Source organism: Bacillus alveayuensis, assembly GCA_030812955.1.
Taxonomy (GTDB): domain Bacteria; phylum Bacillota; class Bacilli; order Bacillales; family Aeribacillaceae; genus Bacillus_CB; species Bacillus_CB alveayuensis.
In genome coordinates this window covers 528,441-550,632 of record JAUSTR010000001.1, presented here as the reverse complement: position 1 = coordinate 550,632, position 22,192 = coordinate 528,441, and the positions used below count along the sequence as shown (strand labels likewise).

The 22,192-nt window shown below is 37.5% G+C and carries 26 protein-coding genes; 4 read left to right on the top strand and 22 right to left on the bottom strand.

Annotated elements, in window-relative coordinates:
• Positions 1-34: 34 nt before the first annotated feature.
• The 16 genes from lysA to J2S06_RS02665 form a co-directional block, all read right to left on the bottom strand.
• A complete protein-coding gene (gene lysA / locus J2S06_RS02740; protein WP_044896459.1) occupies positions 35-1,363 on the bottom strand; it encodes a diaminopimelate decarboxylase in 1,329 nt (442 codons plus the stop codon).
• Positions 1,364-1,501: 138 nt separating this feature from the next.
• The gene (locus tag J2S06_RS02735) at positions 1,502-2,968 is read right to left on the bottom strand and encodes a spore germination protein (protein WP_419151208.1); all 1,467 of its coding nucleotides are present in this window, start codon (positions 2,966-2,968) and stop codon (positions 1,502-1,504) included.
• Positions 2,955-3,530: a stage V sporulation protein SpoVABEA gene (locus tag J2S06_RS02730; protein WP_419151207.1), complete on the bottom strand. Its 576-nt coding sequence runs from the start codon at positions 3,528-3,530 to the stop codon at positions 2,955-2,957. The genes J2S06_RS02735 and J2S06_RS02730 overlap by 14 nt, the downstream gene beginning before the upstream one ends.
• Positions 3,531-3,537: 7 nt before the next feature.
• On the bottom strand, positions 3,538-3,870 hold the full coding sequence (locus J2S06_RS02725) for a SpoVA/SpoVAEb family sporulation membrane protein (RefSeq protein ID WP_419151206.1): 333 nt from the start codon (positions 3,868-3,870) through the stop codon (positions 3,538-3,540).
• The gene (gene spoVAD / locus J2S06_RS02720; RefSeq protein WP_044896455.1) at positions 3,870-4,892 is read right to left on the bottom strand and encodes a stage V sporulation protein AD; all 1,023 of its coding nucleotides are present in this window, start codon (positions 4,890-4,892) and stop codon (positions 3,870-3,872) included. The genes J2S06_RS02725 and spoVAD overlap by 1 nt, the downstream gene beginning before the upstream one ends.
• Positions 4,893-4,915: 23 nt before the next feature.
• Positions 4,916-5,359 carry a stage V sporulation protein AC gene (gene spoVAC / locus J2S06_RS02715; RefSeq protein WP_419151205.1) on the bottom strand — a complete coding sequence of 148 codons (444 nt, stop codon included), beginning with the start codon at positions 5,357-5,359 and terminating at the stop codon, positions 4,916-4,918.
• Between the two features lie 16 nt (positions 5,360-5,375).
• The gene (locus tag J2S06_RS02710; RefSeq protein ID WP_044896453.1) at positions 5,376-5,798 is read right to left on the bottom strand and encodes a stage V sporulation protein AB; all 423 of its coding nucleotides are present in this window, start codon (positions 5,796-5,798) and stop codon (positions 5,376-5,378) included.
• Entirely contained in the window at positions 5,788-6,408 is a 621-nt protein-coding gene (locus tag J2S06_RS02705) for a stage V sporulation protein AA (protein ID WP_419151204.1), read from the bottom strand. The genes J2S06_RS02710 and J2S06_RS02705 overlap by 11 nt, the downstream gene beginning before the upstream one ends.
• Before the next feature lie 118 nt (positions 6,409-6,526).
• Positions 6,527-7,285, bottom strand: coding sequence for an RNA polymerase sporulation sigma factor SigF (gene sigF, locus J2S06_RS02700; RefSeq protein ID WP_044896451.1), 759 nt, complete (start codon positions 7,283-7,285; stop codon positions 6,527-6,529).
• 11 nt (positions 7,286-7,296) lie between these two features.
• The gene (spoIIAB, locus tag J2S06_RS02695; RefSeq protein ID WP_419151203.1) at positions 7,297-7,737 is read right to left on the bottom strand and encodes an anti-sigma F factor; all 441 of its coding nucleotides are present in this window, start codon (positions 7,735-7,737) and stop codon (positions 7,297-7,299) included.
• On the bottom strand, positions 7,734-8,087 hold the full coding sequence (gene spoIIAA, locus J2S06_RS02690) for an anti-sigma F factor antagonist (RefSeq protein WP_044896449.1): 354 nt from the start codon (positions 8,085-8,087) through the stop codon (positions 7,734-7,736). Before spoIIAA ends, spoIIAB begins: the two co-directional genes overlap by 4 nt.
• A 98-nt stretch (positions 8,088-8,185) precedes the next feature.
• Positions 8,186-9,346, bottom strand: coding sequence for a D-alanyl-D-alanine carboxypeptidase family protein (locus J2S06_RS02685; protein WP_044896448.1), 1,161 nt, complete (start codon positions 9,344-9,346; stop codon positions 8,186-8,188).
• Positions 9,347-9,615: 269 nt separating this feature from the next.
• Positions 9,616-10,920 carry a pyrimidine-nucleoside phosphorylase gene (locus J2S06_RS02680; protein ID WP_419151202.1) on the bottom strand — a complete coding sequence of 435 codons (1,305 nt, stop codon included), beginning with the start codon at positions 10,918-10,920 and terminating at the stop codon, positions 9,616-9,618.
• 15 nt (positions 10,921-10,935) lie between these two features.
• Positions 10,936-11,754, bottom strand: a complete 819-nt coding sequence (locus J2S06_RS02675) for a purine-nucleoside phosphorylase (RefSeq protein ID WP_044896446.1) — start codon at positions 11,752-11,754, stop codon at positions 10,936-10,938.
• A 13-nt stretch (positions 11,755-11,767) separates the two neighbouring features.
• Entirely contained in the window at positions 11,768-12,952 is a 1,185-nt protein-coding gene (gene deoB, locus J2S06_RS02670) for a phosphopentomutase (protein ID WP_419151201.1), read from the bottom strand.
• 370 nt (positions 12,953-13,322) lie between these two features.
• Positions 13,323-14,198: a glycine betaine ABC transporter substrate-binding protein gene (locus J2S06_RS02665; RefSeq protein ID WP_419151200.1), complete on the bottom strand. Its 876-nt coding sequence runs from the start codon at positions 14,196-14,198 to the stop codon at positions 13,323-13,325.
• A 182-nt stretch (positions 14,199-14,380) separates the two neighbouring features.
• Between J2S06_RS02665 and proV the strand changes: the two genes are divergently transcribed.
• Both proV and J2S06_RS02655 read left to right on the top strand, forming a co-directional pair.
• On the top strand, positions 14,381-15,583 hold the full coding sequence (proV, locus tag J2S06_RS02660; RefSeq protein ID WP_419151199.1) for a glycine betaine/L-proline ABC transporter ATP-binding protein ProV: 1,203 nt from the start codon (positions 14,381-14,383) through the stop codon (positions 15,581-15,583).
• Entirely contained in the window at positions 15,576-16,442 is an 867-nt protein-coding gene (locus J2S06_RS02655) for an ABC transporter permease (RefSeq protein ID WP_044896442.1), read from the top strand. The genes proV and J2S06_RS02655 overlap by 8 nt, the downstream gene beginning before the upstream one ends.
• A gap of 47 nt (positions 16,443-16,489) precedes the next feature.
• Here J2S06_RS02655 and xerD read toward each other — a convergent pair whose 3' ends face one another.
• The 6 genes from xerD to J2S06_RS02625 form a co-directional block, all read right to left on the bottom strand.
• Complete coding sequence (xerD, locus tag J2S06_RS02650) at positions 16,490-17,383, bottom strand: site-specific tyrosine recombinase XerD (RefSeq protein WP_419151198.1); 894 nt, start codon at positions 17,381-17,383, stop codon at positions 16,490-16,492.
• Positions 17,384-17,388: 5 nt separating this feature from the next.
• Positions 17,389-17,616, bottom strand: coding sequence for a YqzK family protein (locus tag J2S06_RS02645; RefSeq protein WP_044896440.1), 228 nt, complete (start codon positions 17,614-17,616; stop codon positions 17,389-17,391).
• Between the two features lie 302 nt (positions 17,617-17,918).
• Positions 17,919-18,377 carry a ferric iron uptake transcriptional regulator gene (gene fur, locus J2S06_RS02640; RefSeq protein WP_044896439.1) on the bottom strand — a complete coding sequence of 153 codons (459 nt, stop codon included), beginning with the start codon at positions 18,375-18,377 and terminating at the stop codon, positions 17,919-17,921.
• A 113-nt stretch (positions 18,378-18,490) separates the two neighbouring features.
• On the bottom strand, positions 18,491-19,135 hold the full coding sequence (gene spoIIM / locus J2S06_RS02635) for a stage II sporulation protein M (RefSeq protein WP_044896438.1): 645 nt from the start codon (positions 19,133-19,135) through the stop codon (positions 18,491-18,493).
• Between the two features lie 93 nt (positions 19,136-19,228).
• Positions 19,229-20,401 carry an endonuclease Q family protein gene (locus J2S06_RS02630; RefSeq protein ID WP_419151197.1) on the bottom strand — a complete coding sequence of 391 codons (1,173 nt, stop codon included), beginning with the start codon at positions 20,399-20,401 and terminating at the stop codon, positions 19,229-19,231.
• A gap of 5 nt (positions 20,402-20,406) precedes the next feature.
• Positions 20,407-20,952 (bottom strand): NUDIX hydrolase, encoded by a 546-nt coding sequence (locus tag J2S06_RS02625; protein ID WP_044896437.1) that lies wholly within the window; start codon positions 20,950-20,952, stop codon positions 20,407-20,409.
• 78 nt (positions 20,953-21,030) lie between these two features.
• On the opposite strand from J2S06_RS02625, the gene mciZ reads away from it, so the two are divergent.
• Complete coding sequence (gene mciZ / locus J2S06_RS02620; protein WP_044896436.1) at positions 21,031-21,219, top strand: Z-ring formation inhibitor MciZ; 189 nt, start codon at positions 21,031-21,033, stop codon at positions 21,217-21,219.
• 16 nt (positions 21,220-21,235) lie between these two features.
• Positions 21,236-22,159 (top strand): aldo/keto reductase, encoded by a 924-nt coding sequence (locus J2S06_RS02615; RefSeq protein WP_419151196.1) that lies wholly within the window; start codon positions 21,236-21,238, stop codon positions 22,157-22,159.
• Positions 22,160-22,192: the final 33 nt, after the last annotated feature.

Below are 22,192 nucleotides of genomic sequence, written 5' to 3'. Positions count from 1 at the left end.
TTTATAATTTGAAAAAAATACGATGATTTATAAATTACTTTGCACTTGCAAGCATTTCTGTATGGAGTGGCAAATCCAAGTGAACGAGGTCTTCATAGCTTTCTCTGCGAATAACAAGCTTAGCTTCTCCATTTTCAACAAAAACAACTGCCGGACGACAAATACGATTGTAATTATTAGCCATCGAATAACCGTATGCCCCTGTACAGAAAACAGCTAAAATATCACCGGTTTTCGCTTCCGGAAGTGGCAAATCCCAAATAAGCATATCGCCACTTTCACAGCATTTTCCCGCTATCGATACGGTTTCATTCGGTTTATCATTCAAACGGTTTGCTAATACGGCCTCATATTTCGCTTGATAAAGGGCCGGACGAATATTGTCGCTCATCCCGCCATCAATGGCTAAATATTTCCGTATGTCCGGTACATTTTTTTGCGAGCCGATTGTATATAATGTCGTACCAGCATCTCCAACTAATGAACGACCTGGTTCAATCCATATTTCTGGCAAGTCAATATTTAGCTGTTGAGAATGTTCTTTGACCACTTCCACCATTTTTTCAACATATACTTTCATCGGGAGTGGATCATCATCTTTCGTATAGCGGATTCCAAAGCCCCCGCCTAAATTTAATACGTTAGGAGTAAACGAATAACGCTCTTTCCATTCCGCTATTTTTCGGAATATTTTTTCTGTAGCAAGCACAAATCCTTTCGTTTCGAAAATTTGCGATCCGATATGGCAATGAATACCCAATAAATGGATGTGTGGATCATGCAAAACGAGCTCAATCGCATTTTCGATTTGACCATTGTGAAGATCAAAACCGAATTTCGAATCCTCTTGTCCTGTTGTAATATAATCATGTGTATGCGCTTCGACTCCTGGTGTCACACGCAACAAAATATCTACTTTTTGAGACAATTGTTTCGTTAACTCTTTTAATAAATCGATTTCATGAAAATTGTCAACAACTATGCAGCCAATTTTCGCTTCCAAGGCCATCGTTATTTCTTCTACACTTTTATTATTTCCATGAAAATGAATCTTATTAGGTGGAAATCCAGCCTTTAATGCTGTATAAAGCTCCCCTCCTGAAACGACATCAAGAGACAAGCCTTCCTCATGTGCCAACTGTACGATCGCAATAGAGGAGAACGCTTTGCTTGCATACGCTACTTGAGCTTTAATTCCTAATTCTTCAAAAGTATTTTTAAACTCTCTAGCTCTCTTACGAATTAAGGCGACATCATATACATATAAAGGGGTTCCATATTGTTCCACTAAATCGACCGTATCGACTCCGCCGATTTCTAAATGCCCTTTTTCATTCACTCTACTCGTACCATGTAAATACATTTTGCTGCCCCCTTGTTTATTCAAAACATTACCCATTCCTTCATCCTTTAAATAGTTAAAATTACATTATCATAAAATGGGGAGCGTTTCAATGACCTATTTTGATTGTAAAGAAATGGGCAAACGGGGGATGGCATGCTAAGACGGCTGCTTTTTAACGTTTTGGGGATGAACGATGCTAGGACGTAGCTTAGCTCCCGGTACTGATGTTCTCACAAGAACTTGCCAAAGCGCTTTCGCATTAAATGGAATAAAAGGCCATAAATAAGGTGTATTTAAGGAACGAACACTTGCCAACAATAGAACGTATAAAGTACTGCCTATAACAAAACCTGGTATATGGAAGATCGAAACGAGTATTAATAAAAACAGTCTGACCATTTTATTGGCAACACTTAATTCGTAGCTTGGTGTTGTAAACGTACCGATCGCAGCAATAGAAACATATAATATGACCTCTGGAACGAATAAACCAACTTCAATCGCAATTTCGCCAATTAATACAGCCGCAATTAATCCCATCGCGACAGATAAAGCTGTCGGGGTATGAATGGCAGCCATTCTCATAAATTCAACCCCTAAATCTGCTAAAAATAGTTGGATCACAACAGGGATGTTTTTTTGTTCGTTCGGCCCTATGTAAGCTAAGTTTTTTGGCAGCAAAGAAGGTTCAAGAACAAATAGCAGCCATAAAGGCAGCAAAAATATCGATGCGACGATCCCTAAAAAGCGCACCCAGCGGAGAAATGTTCCTACAGCAGGTGCTTGACGATATTCTTCGGCATGCTGTACATGATGGAAAAAGGTCGTAGGAGTAATAATGACACTTGGAGACGTGTCGACCATAATAATAACATGTCCCTCAAGCAAATGGTTAGCTGCTACATCAGCTCGCTCCGTATAGCGAACAAGCGGAAATGGATTATAGCCTTGTTTGACAAGAAATTCTTCAACTGATTTATCAGCCATTGTTAATCCATCAATTTTTATCGTGTTAAGTTCTTTTTTTATGACTTTGATTAAACCTGGGTCGGCCACATCCTCAACATAGGCAAGACAAATATCTGTTTTTGACCTTTCCCCTACTTTTAAAATTTCAAACCGCAATCTTTCATCACGAATTCTTCTTCTAATAAGTGCTGTATTGACAATAATATTTTCCACAAATCCATCCCGTGCACCACGCACTACTTTTTCTGTGTCTGGCTCTTCCGGTTGTCTGCCAGGATAGCTTCTCACATCCACAACAAAACCAAAGTCATACCCTTCTATGATTATGACGATTAGCCCTGACAACAATTGGTCTACGGCTTCATCTAATGTTTTAATTTCACTTACTTGCTGATGTATGAGCCTGTTTTCGATAATTTCTTTTACTTTTGAGCTCTCTTTTTCATGATCATTTATTTCCGTTAATTGTCTTAAAAGATCGATAATATATTGAGTATCGCATAAACCATTGACATAATATAAATGAAGCTGCTTTTGAATGATCTTAAATTTTCTTACCCCTAAGTCGAAGCTTTCTCCTAAACCAATATGCTTTTTAAAAAAGCTTTCATTTTCCGGAAGGTTCGGAGATATCGGTGTTTTATTGTCTCCCATCGTATCCACTCCTTTCTAAAATGATCTCAACAGCTTTCATCGTTATCGGAGCACCTTTTTCTATACAATCTCTTCGATTCATTTTTCCAATATCACCAATGCCCACAACAATGGGAACAGATAATTGATCCAAACAATATACTGTATCCCCATTTATTCTTCCTCCCTCAATGTCAGGAATACCATCTTTATCAACTCCGAAGTTTGTCAGTTTCCCATCTCGATCAATGCTAATATCAATCTTTGACCACTCTTTATGCTTTGATTTTGATGCAACAGCAATCACTCCTATCACTTTTATTTGAGGATGGCTGGCAACATATTTTAAAGCTTGTTCTCCCATTCCTTCCCCTTGAAAACCACAATCATCAAATAATACAAATACAGGATCATAGGGGGTGCTTAAAATATACTTCACCATCTCTTCACCACTTAGAGTTGTCGGATTCCCTTGCGATCTTGAGATACATCTTCCACCAATTTTTTTGGCAACATATTCGATCACTTTTAAGGCATACTCATCTCCATCTGTTACCATAATAACCTTTCTTCTTCCTTGCATGACGATTCTATCCTTTCGGTTTAAAAATAACAGCTGTCATAAAAGCGAAAAGGATCGTTTGTAGGAGCCAATCAAATGCACCAATTCCTATTCCGCTGACCCCATTTGCTTCTTGTATGACTCCATAGAATAACGAATACCCAAAGCCTGTAATAGGAACTGTTGCACCAGCTCCAGCCCAATGAATAAAATGTTCATAAACTCCAAGTCCTTCAAGAATGACCCCGATAACGACAAACAAACTCGTGACATGAACGGGAGTTTGTTTAAAGATATCAATAAATATTTGACCAACTAGACATATGAGTCCACCGGAAATAAAAGCAATAACATATTCCATTAGCTTTTCACACTCCTAGACGTTCGTTCAAAAACAACTCCATGAGCGATCGTCGGAATCGATTCATTTTGTTGCATCATGATAGGACTTAGCAGAGCACCAGTTGCTACGACCAAAACACGCTTTAATTCACCTCGTTTTAATAAATCAAAAATATGGCTGTATGTGACAACAGCAGAGCAGCCACAGCCGCTCCCGCCAGCAAATACTTGCTGATCGTCATGAAAAATCATTAACCCGCAATCATCGTGTTGATCATCAATGAGTATATTTTCTTCCTTTAGCAATTGTTTTAAGATGGGACTTCCGATTTTTGATAAATCACCAGTTACAATTAAGTCATAGTCAGAAGGAGAACGCTTTAAATCGTATAAATGACGCTTAATCGTGTCTGCAGCAGCTGGAGCCATTGCTGAACCCATATCGAACGCATTTTTAATTCCAAAGTCTACAACTCGGCCGATCGTAGCAGATGTGATCGCAATATCTCCATATTCTTTGCCAATGAGAACAGCTCCAGCCCCCGTTACCGTCGTAGTTGCAGTGTTCGGCTTTTGTTTTCCAAATTGTAATGGATCACGAAATTGTCGTTCAGCAGTGGCAAAATGACTGCTCGTTGCAGCGAGAACCTTTCTAGCAAATCCAGAATCAACTAAAAGTGAGGAGATCGCGATCGTTGCCATCGAAGTGGAGCATGCCCCAAACATACATAATGTCGGGATATTTAAATGTCTTGCAACGTAGTTGCTCGTAACATTTTGGTTTAACAAATCACCTGCAATAAAAAAATCAACTTCTTTCGCATCGGTATTCGCTTTTTTTAAACAATAGTCAATGGCTTGTACCATTAATCGCCTTTCCGCAAGCTCCCAATTTTCTTCTCCGCAATAAAGATCATCATGACGAACATCAAATTTGTCCCCTAATGGTCCTTCCGCTTCTTTCGGTCCAACAGCTGTTCCACTTCCATTTACATACAAGCGATTATGAAAGATCCATGTTTGTTTTCCGAATAACCCCAATTCCATCACATCCTTTCGGGTGATCATGGTATGGTGAAAACAAAACGAATAAAGCCGACTACGTAAGCAAAAACAATGCCAAAAACGATCGAACTTCCCGCTATTTTAAACATATTTGCGGCCACACCAAGTACAAATCCTTCGCTTTTATGCTCAAGAGCTGCACTTGTCATCGAATTAGCAAAGCCTGCAACCGTTAAAATAGATCCTGCCCCAGCAAATTGGCCAATTTTATCGTAAACCCCAATCCCCGTTAAAATAGATGAAAATAATATTAACGTCGCCATCATGACACTGCCTGCTACTTCTTTTTCTAACGAAAACACTTGAATATAAATATTTTCGATCATTTGACCAAATAAACAGATCGATCCGCCTATCAAAAAGGCCTTCAAACAATTTTTCATATAATTTGTTTTTGGGTGGAACTTTTTAATTTGATTGGCGTAATCATCTTTTAATTTCATATATTTCCACTCCTTTTTAATGATCGATAAAATAAAGCCAATGAAATAAAGAGCCAACAATTTTTCCAAACACAATGGCCATTAAAAGGATGATAATATTTCTTTCCATTCCAACCCTTTTAGCTAAAATCGGAATGACATTTAGTACTTCGGTTAACGCAGCTGCAAGCATCCCAATAAATATGCCATCTAATAAACCCATTGGCATGAGCCAAAAAGCGGACATGGAAAAATGAACATCACTTAAACTGAACCAGCAGCCGACTAATGCACCTAATAGTACTCCACACTCATAAAACCGTATGAATGACAGAGTTTTCGTTAACTGCATCAGCCGTGGAATAATTCCAAGTATGGTTAAAAAAGCAACAAATCCCGCACCGACAGCCAATCCACCTGAAAAGCCGATGAACATAATAAACAAAATGTTAATGTTCATCGATTTTTTCCATACTTTCCTTGTTTTCATTCATCGAAACATATTTGTCGAGATCCATTTGGTAATTAAAAACTTCGATTTCAAGCGGACTTGGCTCCTCATTAATGCGTTTACGAAAAGCATGATTAAAAAATAAAATCATTCCTAGTCCGAGTCCAATTGAATATGGAATTTGAAAGAGAAGTGGTTTTTTGTTTACTTCCCCCGTTATGATTTTGTATAAACGAATATGAACTTTCTGCATACTTACATCTTCATGGAAATTCATAATGGCCATACCTGAACCAACGAAAAGTAAAAGCCAAACGAGAACTAATAAAACTTTTGAAACGTCTTTTTTCTTATACACGACTTCTACAACCGTTTGAGTCGGACCTAATGTTTGAATTTCGATTTCGTCATTCAATGTATATATTTTTTGAATGATTTGAATGGCATCAATGACAATAATTGATTTATCATGCTTTTGAACTTGGTGAATCTCAAGGTTTTCAATTTGCTCTTTTAACTGTGGATCCCCAATGACGGTAGCTAATTTATTGATCGTAATTTTTTCATTTGGCTTTACTTGAATCCGATGCCTTAGGCGTAAATAGACCGTAACGTTCATTACACCTCACATCCTACCTAAAAATTCTTTTGTAATATGTAGTATGGATTAGATGATTAGGCAACATGCAGCAGCCCATTAATCCATTTATTACTAAAAAGAAAAAACCGAAAAAGCATTATGTGCTCATTCGGTCTTTCATTTGTTTTAATATTTTTTTTTCTAGTCTTGATACTTGAACTTGTGAAATTCCAAGTCTTTCAGCTACTTCTGATTGCGTTTGGTCCTTAAAATAGCGCAAATAAACAATTAATTTTTCTCTTTCATCTAATTCCTCTATAGCATCCTTTAAAGCAATTTTATCAAACCATTGCTGCTCATGATGATCAGCAATTTGATCCAAAAGGGTAATAGGATCTCCATCGTTCTCATAAACGGTCTCATGGATGGAAGAAGGTGCACGAATCGCTTCTTGTGCAAGCACAACATCTTCTGGTGGAATGTCTAAGTAGTCAGCAATTTCCTGAACGGTAGGCACCTTTCCAAGTGTTTTCGACAATTCTTCTCTAGCACGTCGAATTTTATTACCTAATTCTTTTAATGAACGGCTGACCTTTACGGTTCCATCATCACGAATGAATCGCTGAATTTCGCCGATAATCATTGGTACGGCATATGTTGAAAATTTGACATCAAATGATAAATCAAATTTATCAACAGATTTTAATAGTCCGATACAGCCAATTTGAAATAAATCTTCTGGCTCATAGCCTCGATTTAAAAAGCGCTGTACAACAGACCAAACAAGACGCATATTTTTTTGAATAAGCAAATCACGTGCTTCTTGCTCACCTTGCTGACTTCTTTCAATTAATTCCTTAACCTCATGATCCTTCAACGGTCCATTAGAAAATTCGTTTTTGACCTCCACATCCATAACGAGTCTCCTTAATTACATAAAGCTTTACTTTTTGATAAATGTTTTGTCAATCTTACAGTTGTTCCTTTCCCTACAGTCGACTCTACTTGTATATCATCCATAAAATTTTCCATAATAGTAAAGCCCATTCCTGAACGCTCTAATTCAGGCTTGGTTGTAAAGAGAGGCTGCCTTGCTTTCTCAATATTTTCAATTCCTTTGCCTTCATCTCGAATCGTAATGTGAACAATATGTTCTTCTAGCGTACAGGATATATAGACGATACCATCTGGATTATGCTCATAACCATGTATAATCGCATTCGTAACCGCTTCTGATACGACTGTTTTTATTTCCGTTAATTCATCCATTGTCGGATCTAACTGAGCAATGAATGCAGCGACCGTAACCCGAGCAAACGATTCATTTTGACTTAACGCTGAAAATTGGAGGTTCATGACGTTTTTCATGATGCCACCCCCAATGTTTCTAGCGCTTTTCCTTCTGAATCTGCCAAGCGAATAATTTTAAAAAGCCCTGACATATCAAACAGTCTTCTAATCGGAGGGGATACTGAGCAAACAACCATTTCTCCTCCGCTGTTTTTAATTTGTTTATATCGGCCTAAAATAACACCTAATCCTGAGCTATCCATAAAGGATAAATCTTGCAAATTAAACACCATATGTTCAATTTGGCGTTTTTCTACGATGTCATTGACTTTTTGTCGTAATTCCTCCGCCGTATGATGGTCTAGTTCACCTGCTAAGCGGATACATAGCACCTTTTTCTTCACTTCCATGTCTATCACAAGACTCATACTGTATTCCTCCTTCAAAACTGTAAGGATAATGAGTCTTTCGTGAAGACGAAGGGGAATTCCTGCTTTATGACAAAACTAGTGTTCATTCGCTAAATTTACCCAGCTTTCGTGAAGTCTCCTAGTATACGCTTAAATAGTGTCCACCAGCTCGCCATTTCCACATCTTTTTCCGCAACAAGCGGATACTCATCCATCACTTTTTCTCCTTTTTTCAACACGAGCATTCCGAGCTCTTCACCTTCTTTAATTGGTGCGATCACCTGTTCTTTAAAAACGATTTCTTGTTTCATATCATCAATGCTTTCCCCTTTTTTCGTTAATATGGAAATTGGTTTTGAAGTAATTAAATGAACTTTTTGATCTCGGCCTTTACTTAATTCAACCGGAGCCACTTTTTCATTTCGTTTATATAATGAATGTATTTCATATTGACTAAAGGCGTAATCAAGCATTTTCGTCACTTGGCTATTGCGGTGTTTAGGAGTTTGAGCTCCAAACACGACTGCAATAACACGCATATTTCCCTTTTTTGCTGTTGCGGTTAAACAGTATTTCGCTTCGTTCGTGTAGCCGGTTTTCACTCCATCAACACCGGGATAAAACTTCACGAGACGATTTGTGTTCACAAGCCAAAATTTTTTATCCGTATTTTCTCTTAAATAATCTTCATATTTTCCTGTATACTTTGTAATATCTTCATATTTAAGAAGCTCTTTCGCCATGATGGCCATGTCACGTGCTGAACTGTAATGACCTTCTTCAGGAAGTCCTGTCGGATTTTTAAAATGCGTATTTTTCAAGCCAAGCTCTTTTGCTTTTTTATTCATCATCTTGACAAATCCTTCTTCTGATCCAGCTATTCGTTCAGCCATCGCAACAGATGCATCGTTTCCAGAGGCGATCGCGATTCCTTTTATTAGATCTTCTACCGTCATTTCTTCCCCTGCTTCTAAAAATATTTGCGAACCACCCATAGAGGCTGCATGTTCACTTGCACGAACTTTTTCATCAAGTTTAATTGTTCCTTTATCAAGCGCTTCCATAATTAAAAGGAGTGTCATAATTTTTGTCATACTTGCAGGAGGAAGTTTTTCATCTGCATGATGGGCATACAAAATTTGCCCTGTATCTCTTTCCATTAAAACAGCGGATTTGACATCTTTAACAAGCTGCACATTTGTTTCCTCTGCATGTACGTTTATGACAACTGTAAACATCATACAAATGGCTGATATCATCACCAGTAGTCGCTTCATCTCCACACCCTCCATTCTTTATGATCCCATTTTTTCCATTTTCTTCACATTTCATACAATGGATCTATAAAAACTTTTTCTAACATGGAATGGAAAAAGGTGACGATAAAAAAAGCTGTTTTCGTAAACATTGTTGCTTTCCATACCTTGACATAGCAAGCGTACCGCTTTCCTGGCAGTTAAAATGCTATCGTATAGTAAGGCAACAATCTTTTAGAAAAGATCCAAAAAAAGAACCGGGTATATTTCCCGATTCTTGCAGCTTGGGATTATTCTGTTATCGTTTCATAAATAAGAGTTGGTCTTTCAACTTTTTCTTTTGAAATTGCGATGCTTTCATAAAGCTTTTGCTTGACTTCTTCAATGTCTTCTTGATTACTGTAAATCGTTACAAGCGATTCGCCTTTTTTCACTTCGTCTCCTATTTTTTTGTTTAATACTAAGCCGACAGCTAAATCAATCGTTGACTCTTTAGTTGCTCTTCCAGCACCTAGCCACATAGCGGCCGTTCCAACACTATCGGCAACAATTTCTGCTACATAGCCATCTTCTTTTGCTTCAAGCTCAAACGTATATTTTGCCTGCGGTAATTTCATTGGATCATCCACAACAGACGGATCTCCGCCTTGTGCTTGAATAAATGTTTTAAACGCTTCAAGCGCTTTCCCGCTTTGAATCGATTTTTCTAAATTTTCTCTCGCCTCTTCTAAGCTATTCGCTTTTTTCGCTAAATACACCATGTAGCTTCCTAATGTTAAACAAAGCTCTTGTAAATCTTCAGGACCTTCTCCTTTTAATGTATCGATTGCTTCTTGAACCTCTAATGCATTACCGATCGCACGCCCTAATGGCTGGCTCATATCCGATATGACAGCCATTGTCTTTCGGCCGACAGCATTTCCGATCTTCACCATTGCATTCGCTAGCTCCTTTGAGTCTACAAGCTTTTTCATAAAGGCACCAGCACCTGTTTTTACATCCAATACAATAGCATCTGCACCAGCCGCAATTTTTTTACTCATAATGGAACTTGCAATTAATGGAATGCTATTGACTGTTCCAGTTACATCGCGCAATGCATATAGCTTTTTATCAGCAGGAGTTAAGTTGCCAGTTTGTCCAATGACAGCAATTTTGTTTTCATTAACGAGCCTAATAAATTCATCTTTATCGATTTCTACGTGAAAACCTGGTATAGATTCTAGTTTGTCAATTGTTCCACCAGTATGTCCGAGACCACGCCCGCTCATTTTCGCTACTGGTACACCAACAGATGCTACGAGAGGGCCGAGAACTAATGTTGTTGTATCTCCAACTCCTCCCGTTGAGTGTTTGTCCACTTTGATTCCTTCGATTGCACTTAAATCAATCGTTTCTCCTGAATGAACCATTGCCATCGTTAATTCGGCACGTTCTGCTTCGGTCATGCCTTGAAAATATATCGCCATGGCGAATGCGCTCATTTGATAGTCCGGAATTTCCCCGTTTGTATAACCTTTAATAATAAATTGAATTTCTTCTTTTGTCAGTTCTTTCCCGTCGCGCTTTTTTTCAATAAGGTCTACCATTCTCATTTTAATCACCTTTTTCTACATTTTTTCGATAATCGTTTTAACAAGATTTAAAAAGTTAGACTTAACCTTTTCCGTTGTTTCAATCACTTCATCATGTGTTAGAGGCTGATCTAAAATTCCTGCCGCCATGTTCGAAATGCATGAAATTCCTAAAACTTTTAAACCGGAATGTTTTGCCACAATAACTTCTGGTACGGTAGACATTCCTACCGCATCTCCCCCAACAATACGTAGCATGCGAACTTCTGCTGGGGTTTCATAACATGGGCCTGTATTGGCTACATAAACACCTTCTTGAACGGCGATGTTTAGTTCTCGTGCAACGTTTTTGGCAAGCTGTCGAAGTTCTTTGTCATACGCTTCAGACATATCGGGAAAACGCACACCGAGTTCAGGATCATTCGGTCCGATTAGTGGGTTATGACCAAGGTTATTAATGTGATCGGTAATAATCATTAAATCGCCTGGTTGAAAAGATTCATTTATCCCCCCTGCCGCATTCGTTACAATGAGCTTTTCGACCCCAAGTTCTTTCATAACACGTACAGGAAAGGTTACTTGATCTAAACTATAGCCTTCATAATAATGGAAGCGCCCTTGCATGGCCACAACCGTTTTTCCTTTTAATGTACCGAAAACGAGCTGTCCAGCATGACCTTCTACTGTTGATACCGGGAAGCCAGGAATGTCTTGATACGGAATTTTCACTGGCTTTTCAATTTCATCTGCTAAAATGCCTAAACCAGACCCTAAAATAAGCCCAATTTCTGGATGATGTTCGAATCTTTCCTTCAAAAACGTCGCTGCTGCAATTATTTTCTCTTTTCGTGACATGATGAAGTCCTCCTTATTTCAAATAACTTAAAAAGCTCGTTCCGTGTTTTGGCATTGGGACGTTAAAGTTTTCAGCAATGGTTGCTCCTATATCTGCAAAAGTTTTGCGCAGCGGAAGCTCTCTTCCTTCTTCCATTTTCTTGTTGTAAACAAGTAATGGGACATATTCTCTCGTATGATCGGTTCCGTGATGAACTGGATCGTTTCCGTGATCTGCTGTAATAATAAGTAAATCATTGTCGCGAAGCTTTTCCAATACTTCTGGCAGACGTGCATCAAACTCTTCTAGCGCTTTTCCGTAGCCAATCGGATCACGGCGATGACCATATTTCGCATCGAAATCGACTAAGTTGATGAAGGAAAGACCTGTAAATGGTTGATCTAAGGTTTTGATAAACTTATCCATTCCGTCCATGTTTGATGTTGTTCGAATCGATTCGGTAATGCCTTCTCCGTCATAAATGTCAGAAATTTTACCTAGTGCAATCACATCGAAGCCAGCATCTTTCAGTTCATTCATGACCGTTCTTTCAAATGGCTTTAACGCATAATCATGACGATTAGGTGTTCTCGTAAAGTTTCCTGGTTCACCTATGAATGGGCGGGCAATGACACGGCCAACCATATATTTCTCATCAAGCGTTAACTCCCGTGCGATTTTACAAATGTTGTATAATTCTTCGAGCGGAACGACTTCTTCATGTGCGGCAATTTGTAAAACAGAGTCTGCCGATGTATAAACAATAAGCGCCCCTGTTTCCATATGCTCTTTTCCTAATTCTTCAATAATAGCTGTTCCAGATGCAGGCTTGTTTCCAATAATTTTACGACCTGTTTTTTCCTCTAGTTGATCAATCAGTTCTTTTGGAAATCCTTCAGGGAACACTTTAAATGGCTTTTCGATATGAAGACCCATGATTTCCCAATGGCCAGTCATCGTATCTTTACCATTAGAAGCCTCTTGCATTTTCGTATAGTACGCAAGCGGTTTTTCTTGAACTGGAATTCCTTTAATTTCTCGGATGTTACTTAATCCTAGCTTGCTCATATTCGGCATGTTTAAGCCGTTCATTTTTTCTGCTATATGTCCTAACGTGTCAGCACCTTTATCATGAAATTTTTCTGCATCAGGTGCTTCCCCGATCCCGACTGAATCCATCACAATTAAAAAGATGCGATCGTATGTATAATTTTTCATAATCAATATCCTCCTTATGTCAGCTTCATTATTAATATATCAGGCGTGTTGATTAACCAATATAAACCAGTTAAGATGGCTCTATTTCTAGCTTTTCTGCCATATGTTTAAGTAAAATAATGGATAATCAACACTTGTAATATATACCATATTGATTAGAAAATAATGTTAAAAAAACTGAATTGTCAGAAGTCTGACAACTAAATTATAAACCGTTTTCATTGAACTTCGCAACTAAAAGTCGAAAAAATCCATTGATATTCAGATATATCCCCCCCCCTGATCTTACCTGTCAACTTCGCTCTAAACGACCCTTCGTTGATAAAACTTAAAAAACCACTGCACATTGATTATGCGCAGCGGCTTTTCGTTATTCAGTCATCCAGCTATCGACAAGATCGCGATTTTCCTCAATCCATTGTTTTGCACCTCCCACTGGATCTCCTGCATCCTCAATCAATTTCATCAGCGACCCAAGCTGGTCATCATTCATATCCCAATTGTCAAACCATTCTTTTACTTTCGGAAAGTCTTCTTCAAATCCTTTTCTTGTCAAATAAAAAATATCATCTGGTTTTCCATAAACTTCTTTCGGATCCTCTAAATATTTTATATCAAAGGCTGAAAAAGCCCAATGTGGATTCCACATTGTGATAGCAATAGGTTTTTCATTGTTCATTGATTCCTTTAATTGGCTAAGCATAGCTGCTTCCGATGATGGAACAAGCTCATATTCTAGTTGATATTCTTCTAACATTTTTTCCGATAAATTCATTAAGCTAGTTCCTGGTTCTATACCATAGATTTTTCCATTCAATTCCTCTTTCCATTTATTTAAATCTTCTAATGAATTCACGTTTTCCATATATTTTGGCACAGCTATACCTAAACCAGTACCTTTGTACCATGCATCTCCTTTGACAACGTTATCCTTATACTGATCCCAAAATGGAGCATCTGTAAATGGAAGCCAGGCTTCTGGGGCTATATCAATATCTTTCTGCGCAACTCCAGTCCACACAGCCGCTTTTTCAAGTTCTTTTAACTCCACTTCATATCCTTTCTCCTCTAATAAAATTTTCCACATGTTTGAAACCGCAATATTTTCTGCCCAAGCATTAATTCCAAATTTCAGTTCTTTTTTCTCGTCTCCCCCTTTATTTTCATCTTCTTTGGCACCTTGACAAGCTCCTAAAATAAGGCCTAAAACAATTGTGAGTAGTGCAAACATCCATTTCTTTTTCATACTTTTTCCCCCTTCTCTATTTTCACTAAAATGTTATATACCCATAAAAAGACTGTTTAAAACTTAAAATCTATCAAAATAACATTCTTTGATCTTTTTTCCTCTAACATGTTTAAATCCCCCTAAATTTGGGTAGTTATATTTTGTTCTTATATACTTCATCGTAAGGAAGGAGTGCATCAATGGACATTCAAATTCAAGTAGAAAATGTAAGCAAAATTTTTGGAAAACATCCGAAAAAAGCAATGGAATTATTAAAACAAGGAAAAACAAAAGAAGAAATTTTACAAAAAACAGGAATGACGGTCGGGGTTAATCAAGCCAATTTCACTGTCTATAAAGGAGAAATTTTTGTCATTATGGGGCTATCTGGAAGCGGTAAATCGACCTTAGTCCGTATGTTAAACCGATTAATTGAGCCTACATTTGGACATGTATACATTGATGGTGAAGATATTGTTACGATGAAGGACGAAAAGCTTCGTGACATTCGTCGCAAAAAGGTTAGTATGGTTTTTCAACGCTTCGCCTTATTCCCACACAAAACAGTACTAGAAAATACTGCTTATGGACTTGAAGTTCAAGGAATCGAAAAAAAAGAAAGAGAAAAAAAAGCTAAAGAGGCTTTACAATTAGTTGGTTTACAAGGATATGAAAACAGCTTTCCAAGCGAACTTAGCGGAGGTATGCAACAGCGAGTTGGCTTAGCGCGTGCTCTTTCCAATGACCCCGATCTATTATTGATGGATGAAGCATTTAGCGCACTCGATCCATTGATTCGAAAAGATATGCAGGATGAATTGCTAGAATTACAAGAAAGTATGCATAAAACAATCGTTTTTATCACACACGATCTTGATGAAGCCTTAAGAATTGGCGATCGGATTGCCTTAATGAAAGACGGTTCCATTGTGCAAATTGGAACACCTGAAGAAATTATGACAAATCCGTCAAATGATTATGTCAAGCGGTTTGTAGAGGATGTCAATTTATCTAAAGTGCTAACTGCTGAATCGATCATGACAAGAGCAAAAACGATTACAATCGATCGCGGTCCGCGTGTTGCCCTCCAGCTCATGAAAGATGAAAGCATTTCAAGCGTCTATGTGATGGATAAGAAAAAAACATTTATCGGTATTTTAACAGCTGATGATGTAACAAAAGCGATTAAAGCTGAAAAACCAATTGCTGAATTTATTCAAACAAACCTCCCTGCTGTACAAACGGATACCGTTTTAGAGGAAACATTTAATAAGTTGATGCAAACACGCTTTCCTTTACCAGTTGTCGATGAAAAGAACCGACTTAAAGGCATTATTAAAAGAGAAAATGTGATTGAAGTTTTAGCTGGTATAGATCAGGAAGAGGTGAAAGAAAATGAGTAATTTACCAAAAATTCCGATCGGACAGTGGGTTGATCAGACTGTTTCGTATTTAAATTCTTCCTTTGGCTATATTTTTGAATGGATTGCTTTCATGATTAGTACGTTTGTTGACTTTTTCGTTTTCGTTACTTCAAGTGTTCCTGCCTTGATATTCATTTTATTATTAGCAGCCCTTACTTATGTTTTGAGTCAAAAGGCTGGATTAACCTTTCTAACCTTATTTGGTCTCTTATTGATTTGGAACATCGGCTATTGGGAGCAAACGCTGAATACATTAGCATTAGTATTAACTTCTGTTATCATTTCGATCATCGTTGGAATTCCGCTTGGCATTGTCGCTTCACAAAGTGATGGATTTTCAAAATTTATTACACCTATTTTAGATTTCATGCAGACGATGCCCGCATTCGTGTATTTAATTCCATCTATTATCTTTTTTGGCATCGGTGTTGTACCAGGCATCATCGCTTCTGTAATCTTTGCAATGCCGCCAACGATACGATTAACAAACCTTGGAATTAGACAAGTACCTGAATATTTAATCGAAGCAGCTGATGCATTTGGCTCCACAACAAAGCAAAAATTATTAAAAGTACAACTTCCTTTAGCAGCTAGCACGATCATGGCAGGTATTAACCAATGCATTATGCTTGCTTTATCGATGGTTGTCATTGCATCACTAGTCGGAGCACCAGGTCTTGGTGTGGATGTTTATCGAGCCGTTACTCGCATCGAGGTTGGAAAAGGCTTTGAAGCTGGTTTATCCATTGTCATTTTAGCGATCATTTTAGATCGGCTTACCCAAAATTTAAACTTTGGGATCAAAAGAAATGCCAAAAACCTACCGTTCAAACGGTAGGTTTTTGAATGCAAGATCGGAAAGCGGTTTTGATCCGTTGTCGACAATTATGCACGTGGATGAAATTGTTTGTAGACGTCCTTTAATCTCGTTTTTGTCACATGTGTATAAATTTGAGTTGTTGATATATCAGCATGACCGAGCATTTCTTGTACAGCACGTAAATCTGCACCATTCTCAAGCAAATGAGTCGCAAAAGAATGACGCAACGTGTGAGGGGTCAATTCTTTTTGAATCCCAGCTTCTCTTGCAATTTTTTTTAAATTTTTCCAAAATCCTTGTCTAGTCATTCTCTTTCCATGGTGATTTAAAAACAAGGCTTCCGTACGATGTTTTTCTTTTATGAGTTTGCTTCTTCCTTTATCTATATATTCTTGAAGAGCCATTGCAGCTTTATCTCCGATCGGGACAATCCTCTCTTTTTTTCCTTTCCCATAGCAACGAATAAACCCCATGAGAAGGTGTACATCAGATACATTTAATTGAATGAGCTCGCTGACACGGATGCCAGTAGCATATAACACTTCGAGCATCGCCTTGTCTCGGAAACCAATTGGAGATGTTCGCTTCGGTGTTTCAAGAAGCTTTTCCACTTCTGATAAAGACAAGACGTTTGGCAATTTGCGTTCCACTTGAGGTGTTTCAATATGTACAGATGGGTCTTCGTTTGCTACTTTTTCTCGCAGCAAAAACTGGTGAAACGAACGAATGGAAGCAATATGTCTAGCAATTGTCTTACTAGACTTTCCACCGTCCTTTAAATGCTTTAAAAACTGCAAAATATGGACCCTTCCAATATCATTCACTTGAACAATATTTGCTTTCTCTTTTAAATAAGCAGCATAACTTTTTAAATCTCGTTGATACGAAACAATCGTATTGTTGGAAAGTCCTCGTTCAACCATTAAATAATGGATAAAATCTTGAATTTGATCTTCCATCTCCTCTACTCCCCATGTAAATAGAAGAAAATAAGCCGTTGAAACAAGCTTTGATTGTTCTCTTCTACCATTTTTGTTACTTTTAAGGCCGCCCCTTGCGGCTCATCGTAACGATGATATTCTTCGTACTCTAGGTTAATCCATATAATAGCATAGTAGAATAAAATCGTAAATCCTGTGAATAATACAAATACCTTCAACATATCCAACAGGATGTTCATTCGCTTTTTCATGATAAACCTCCATATCCTCTTTTTCGTTGGCTCTTTTCTAAAAGATTGTTGCTTTACAACTGTAGCTTTTCGACTGTCCAGGCAAGCGACACGCTTGCTATGTCACACTTTAGGGTAAGTCTTAAAACAACAAAGTTTACGAAAACAGCCTTTTCGTTCTATTAGAAGATATGCCAGGTTCAACAATCTTTATACGTGCTTTTGTTCATTCCAAAAAAAATCGAGTGAATGTACAACGATTTATTCGCATTATTGGATAATAGAAAAAACCTTCTCCTTCCTTGTGGAAAAGGTTTTGGAAATTAATTTTCTTTCGTTTGCTCTTTTTGTTGACAACGGTGGCAAATTCCGTGAAATGTTAGACGATGATCTTTAATTTTAAAGTTCCAATCTCTCTCTACCATTTTTTCAACATCTTCTAGTAAATCTTCTTGAATTTCATCAACAGATCCGCATTCAATACATACTAGATGGTGATGAAAGTGTGCTGCACCTTCTTTTCTTAAATCATAACGGGAAACACCATCACCAAAATTTATTTTATCAACAATTTTTAATTCCGTTAGTAATTCTAACGTCCGATAAACAGTTGCTAACCCGATTTCAGGTGACTTTTCCTTCACGAGGAGGTAAACATCTTCTGCACTTAAATGATCCTCTTCATGTTCGAGCAACACGCGAACAGTCGCTTCGCGCTGCGGTGTTAACTTATAGCTTGCAGAATGCAACTGTTTCTTGATTCGCTCAACGCGACTTTCCATGACACTTTCCCTCCCTCGCTCATTCCCCAACTATTATAACAAAATTAAAGAAAGTGTCCAACTAAAATTATTACAACATAAAAAGAACAAATATTTTTATTTAATATTTATTATTATAAAGAAATTATTTTAATTACATTTTTTATGAATATAGGTGATGCATATCCTTCCAAAACAGCTGCAATCCCTGTTATACATACGATACAAACGAAAACTAGTATATACCTAGAAAATAATATCATTGGTGAGTACTGCATACTTTTCATAAACAAATTCCGGCTTAGCTTTAATGAAAATAGGGTGGCGGTTGCACTTGTAAGAATAAAAGCAGGGATCAGCAATAAATTTTGTGGAAGCACTGAGGTAAAAGATAATAAAAATCCGCTCCATCCCATTTGATTCACTAAAAAGCCAACGGTAAAGCCGACGACCATCCCTTTTAAAAAAAGCATAATGAATATAATGGGCAGTCCGATAATTGAAATCCCTAACACCCACATGAGCCCTAAATATTTCATATTGTCCAAAAAGCTTTGTTGAAACATATCTGCAGAACGAGCGATATTGCCTTCCGACACTTGTCCAAAAAATAAGCTCAAATAATCATATAAATTTTCTTTTTGCGTAATATTCATACTATTGACAATAATGGCGCCAAAAATAACACCCATAATAAATAACACCATGACGAACAAATAGGTCGAAGAATGATCTTTTATATGCTGGATGATCCATATTTTATACCCTTGTTTTCGCATTCTTTTTCCTCCCATTTTACTCTTAATAGATTGTATGGAAAGGAAAAAGATTGTATGCCAATCGTTTTGTAAATCTTTTATAAGCTTTTGCTGTTAGTTGTCCGTAACTCTACCATAAACCCCGCCACCCCCTGCTTTTACTTGTAATTTTCCTTCTCGTGAAGCCATGATAAAATAAGCGATTTTTTCAGGTACCACTTTGCATAACGTTTCAAAAGGTACGTTATGTAAAATATTCATTTCCGTTCCGAAATGTTTCTTCAATTTCGCTAGCGTTTGCTTTCCGATTCCTGGAATCATTTCTAACGGTATTTGATGAACATACGGGGGCCTGTTTTGAATCGGATGATTCCTGTCAGCTAGTTCAAGCAATCGGTCTTTTACTCCTTTTATGACCTTTTTCGTTCCACATATAGGACAGCATCCATCTTTTGTGGTGAAACCTACCTGCTTCCCGCAACTTTCACAATACGTTTCATAATACTTGCCAAGCTTCGGATTTAATCCAAAATTGGCTATAATGTGACGTCCATTTTTTTTCATTAAAGCAAGCTGAAATTCATTAAATGTCGGCTCTTTTAAATAAAGCCGTTGATACTCTCGTCCAATTTTGGATAAAGAATGTGCATCTGAGTTCGTTAAAAATGGATAGTTCTCTAACTCTTTTAGCTGTGAGGCCATTTCGGTATCTGAACTTAACCCGAGCTCAAGTGCATCAATAAGCTTAGGGTTAAACACTTCCGTTAAGCTTTTATTAACTCCTTTTCCGTACAAGCTTTTATGTGGAGTAAAAATATGGGCAGGTATAAAAAGCCCATTCAATTCCTTTATTTTTTCTTGTAATGCTCTAGCGCGAACGTAAATGCGCTGTGAGCTTAAGTGAATATTCTTTACAAATGGACGAAGCCACTCAGAAAATTTCCTCATCTTTTCCAAATGAGACATAAAAGCGAGAACATGGATGGGACCTTGACAATCTTCATCAAATATTTCTAATTCACTTCCTAAAAATAAAGTTGTTTTTTTGTATCGTATTCCTCCGTCAGGATGCTCTCGATACTTTCCGGTTAAAAGATCTTTTTCAAGTTTGTGGTGAACTTCAGGTACATGACAATCAATGACACCGATGATATCCATTCCTTTATTTGTTGATGCTTCATGAAAAATGTTTTCAATTGTTAAGTTTTTCGCCCCTGTTATTTTGACTGGTTTTCCCGAATTGGTACGACCGATATGAATATGTAAATCAGCAAAATATGATTTCATTTCATTCACTCTGCCATCTTTAATGTTAAATATTGGACAGCATAAGCTGTTTTGGCATCAAATATTTCCTTCTGCTCAATCATCTTATTTGCTTGCTCTAAGGTCACTTCTAAAACTTCCACAAACTCGTCCTCATCCAAACAAGACTCTTCATTCATTTTTTCTAATCCTTCTGCCATATATAAATGAACTAATTCGTCAGCAAATCCTGGCGATGTATAAAAAGAAATAATATGTGTTAAGTTTTGGCACGTATAACCTGTTTCCTCTTCTAATTCACGCTTTGCGGTATTGAGCGGTTTTTCTCCTTTTTCCAGCTTTCCAGCCGGGATTTCGACTAACGCTCGTTCAAGCGCTTTTCGATATTGACGAACCATAATGATTTTTCCTTCATCGTTAACAGCAATGACAGCAACAGCACCGGGATGCTTAATAATTTCTCGCTTTGACGTTTTCCCATTTGGGAGTTCAACATCCTCCACATATAAATCAATAATTTTTCCAGAATAAATATGTTTGCGGGATAATGTTTTTTCTTGCAAATGATCCAATTTCGTCAACCCCTCGTTCTATTCTATAGTTTTTCTTCATACATTCTATCACAATCAATTAATAGGAGTGATAGAATTTTGAAGATCTATCGACATGAACGAGGTCTCTTATTCATTGGAAAACCACAAGACATTGTTACATTATTAAAAAGGATGAGCCATGTTCACTTAACAGTCTATGACTTGTTAGCGAAAGATTCGAATGATGTTCCTATTTGCATTTATTCAAAGAATATACTACCTTCAAAAATGAATGATGGATTTTAAAAGGGAGTGTGAGAGATTGAAAAAACGCTGTTTAGGAACATCTGATTTATATGTTAGTGAAATTGGATTAGGGTGTATGTCACTCGGAAAGGAGGAACCAAAAGCACGGTCAATCCTCGATGAAGCGATTGATTTAGGAATTAACTTTCTCGATACAGCCGATTTATACGATTACGGTCTGAATGAAGAATTCGTTGGTAAAGCTATTAAGCATCGGCGCCAAAATATTATTTTAGCAACAAAAGTCGGCAACCGCTGGGAAAAAGGAAAAGAGGGTTGGTATTGGGATCCTTCCAAAAAATATATAAAAGAAGCGGTTAAGAATAGCCTCAAGCGGCTTCAAACCGATTATATTGATTTATATCAATTGCATGGCGGGACAATTGATGATCCTATTGAAGAAACTATTGAAGCGTTTGAAGAATTAAAGAAGGAAGGCGTTATTCGCTATTACGGAATTTCCTCGATTCGTCCAAATGTAATCAAAGAATATTTAAACAAATCGAACATCGTTTCAATTATGATGCAGTACAGCCTTCTTGATCGCCGACCTGAGGAATGGTTTGACTTAATTGAACAGCATAACGTTAGCGTAATTGCACGTGGTCCTTTAGCAAAAGGTCTTTTAACAGAAAGACCGCTCGAGCTTGCCAATGACCAAATAAAAAATGACGGGTATTTGTCCTACACCTATGCTGAACTTAAAAATGTTAGACAACAATTAGAAAAGGCTTTTCCAAACTTTACGAAAACGGAGATCGCTTTGAAGTACGTTCTTTCTCAATCTATCGTCGGTGCTGCCATTCCTGGAGCAAGCAATATTGACCAGTTACGTGAAAATGTCCAAGCAGCCCAAGCGAAAGCATTTACTCATGATGAGATTCACAAACTGAAAACCATCACGAAAGCGAATGTTTATACAAACCACCGTGATGCCTAAGCTTTTTGTGTAAATCTTGCTCCAATATCAACA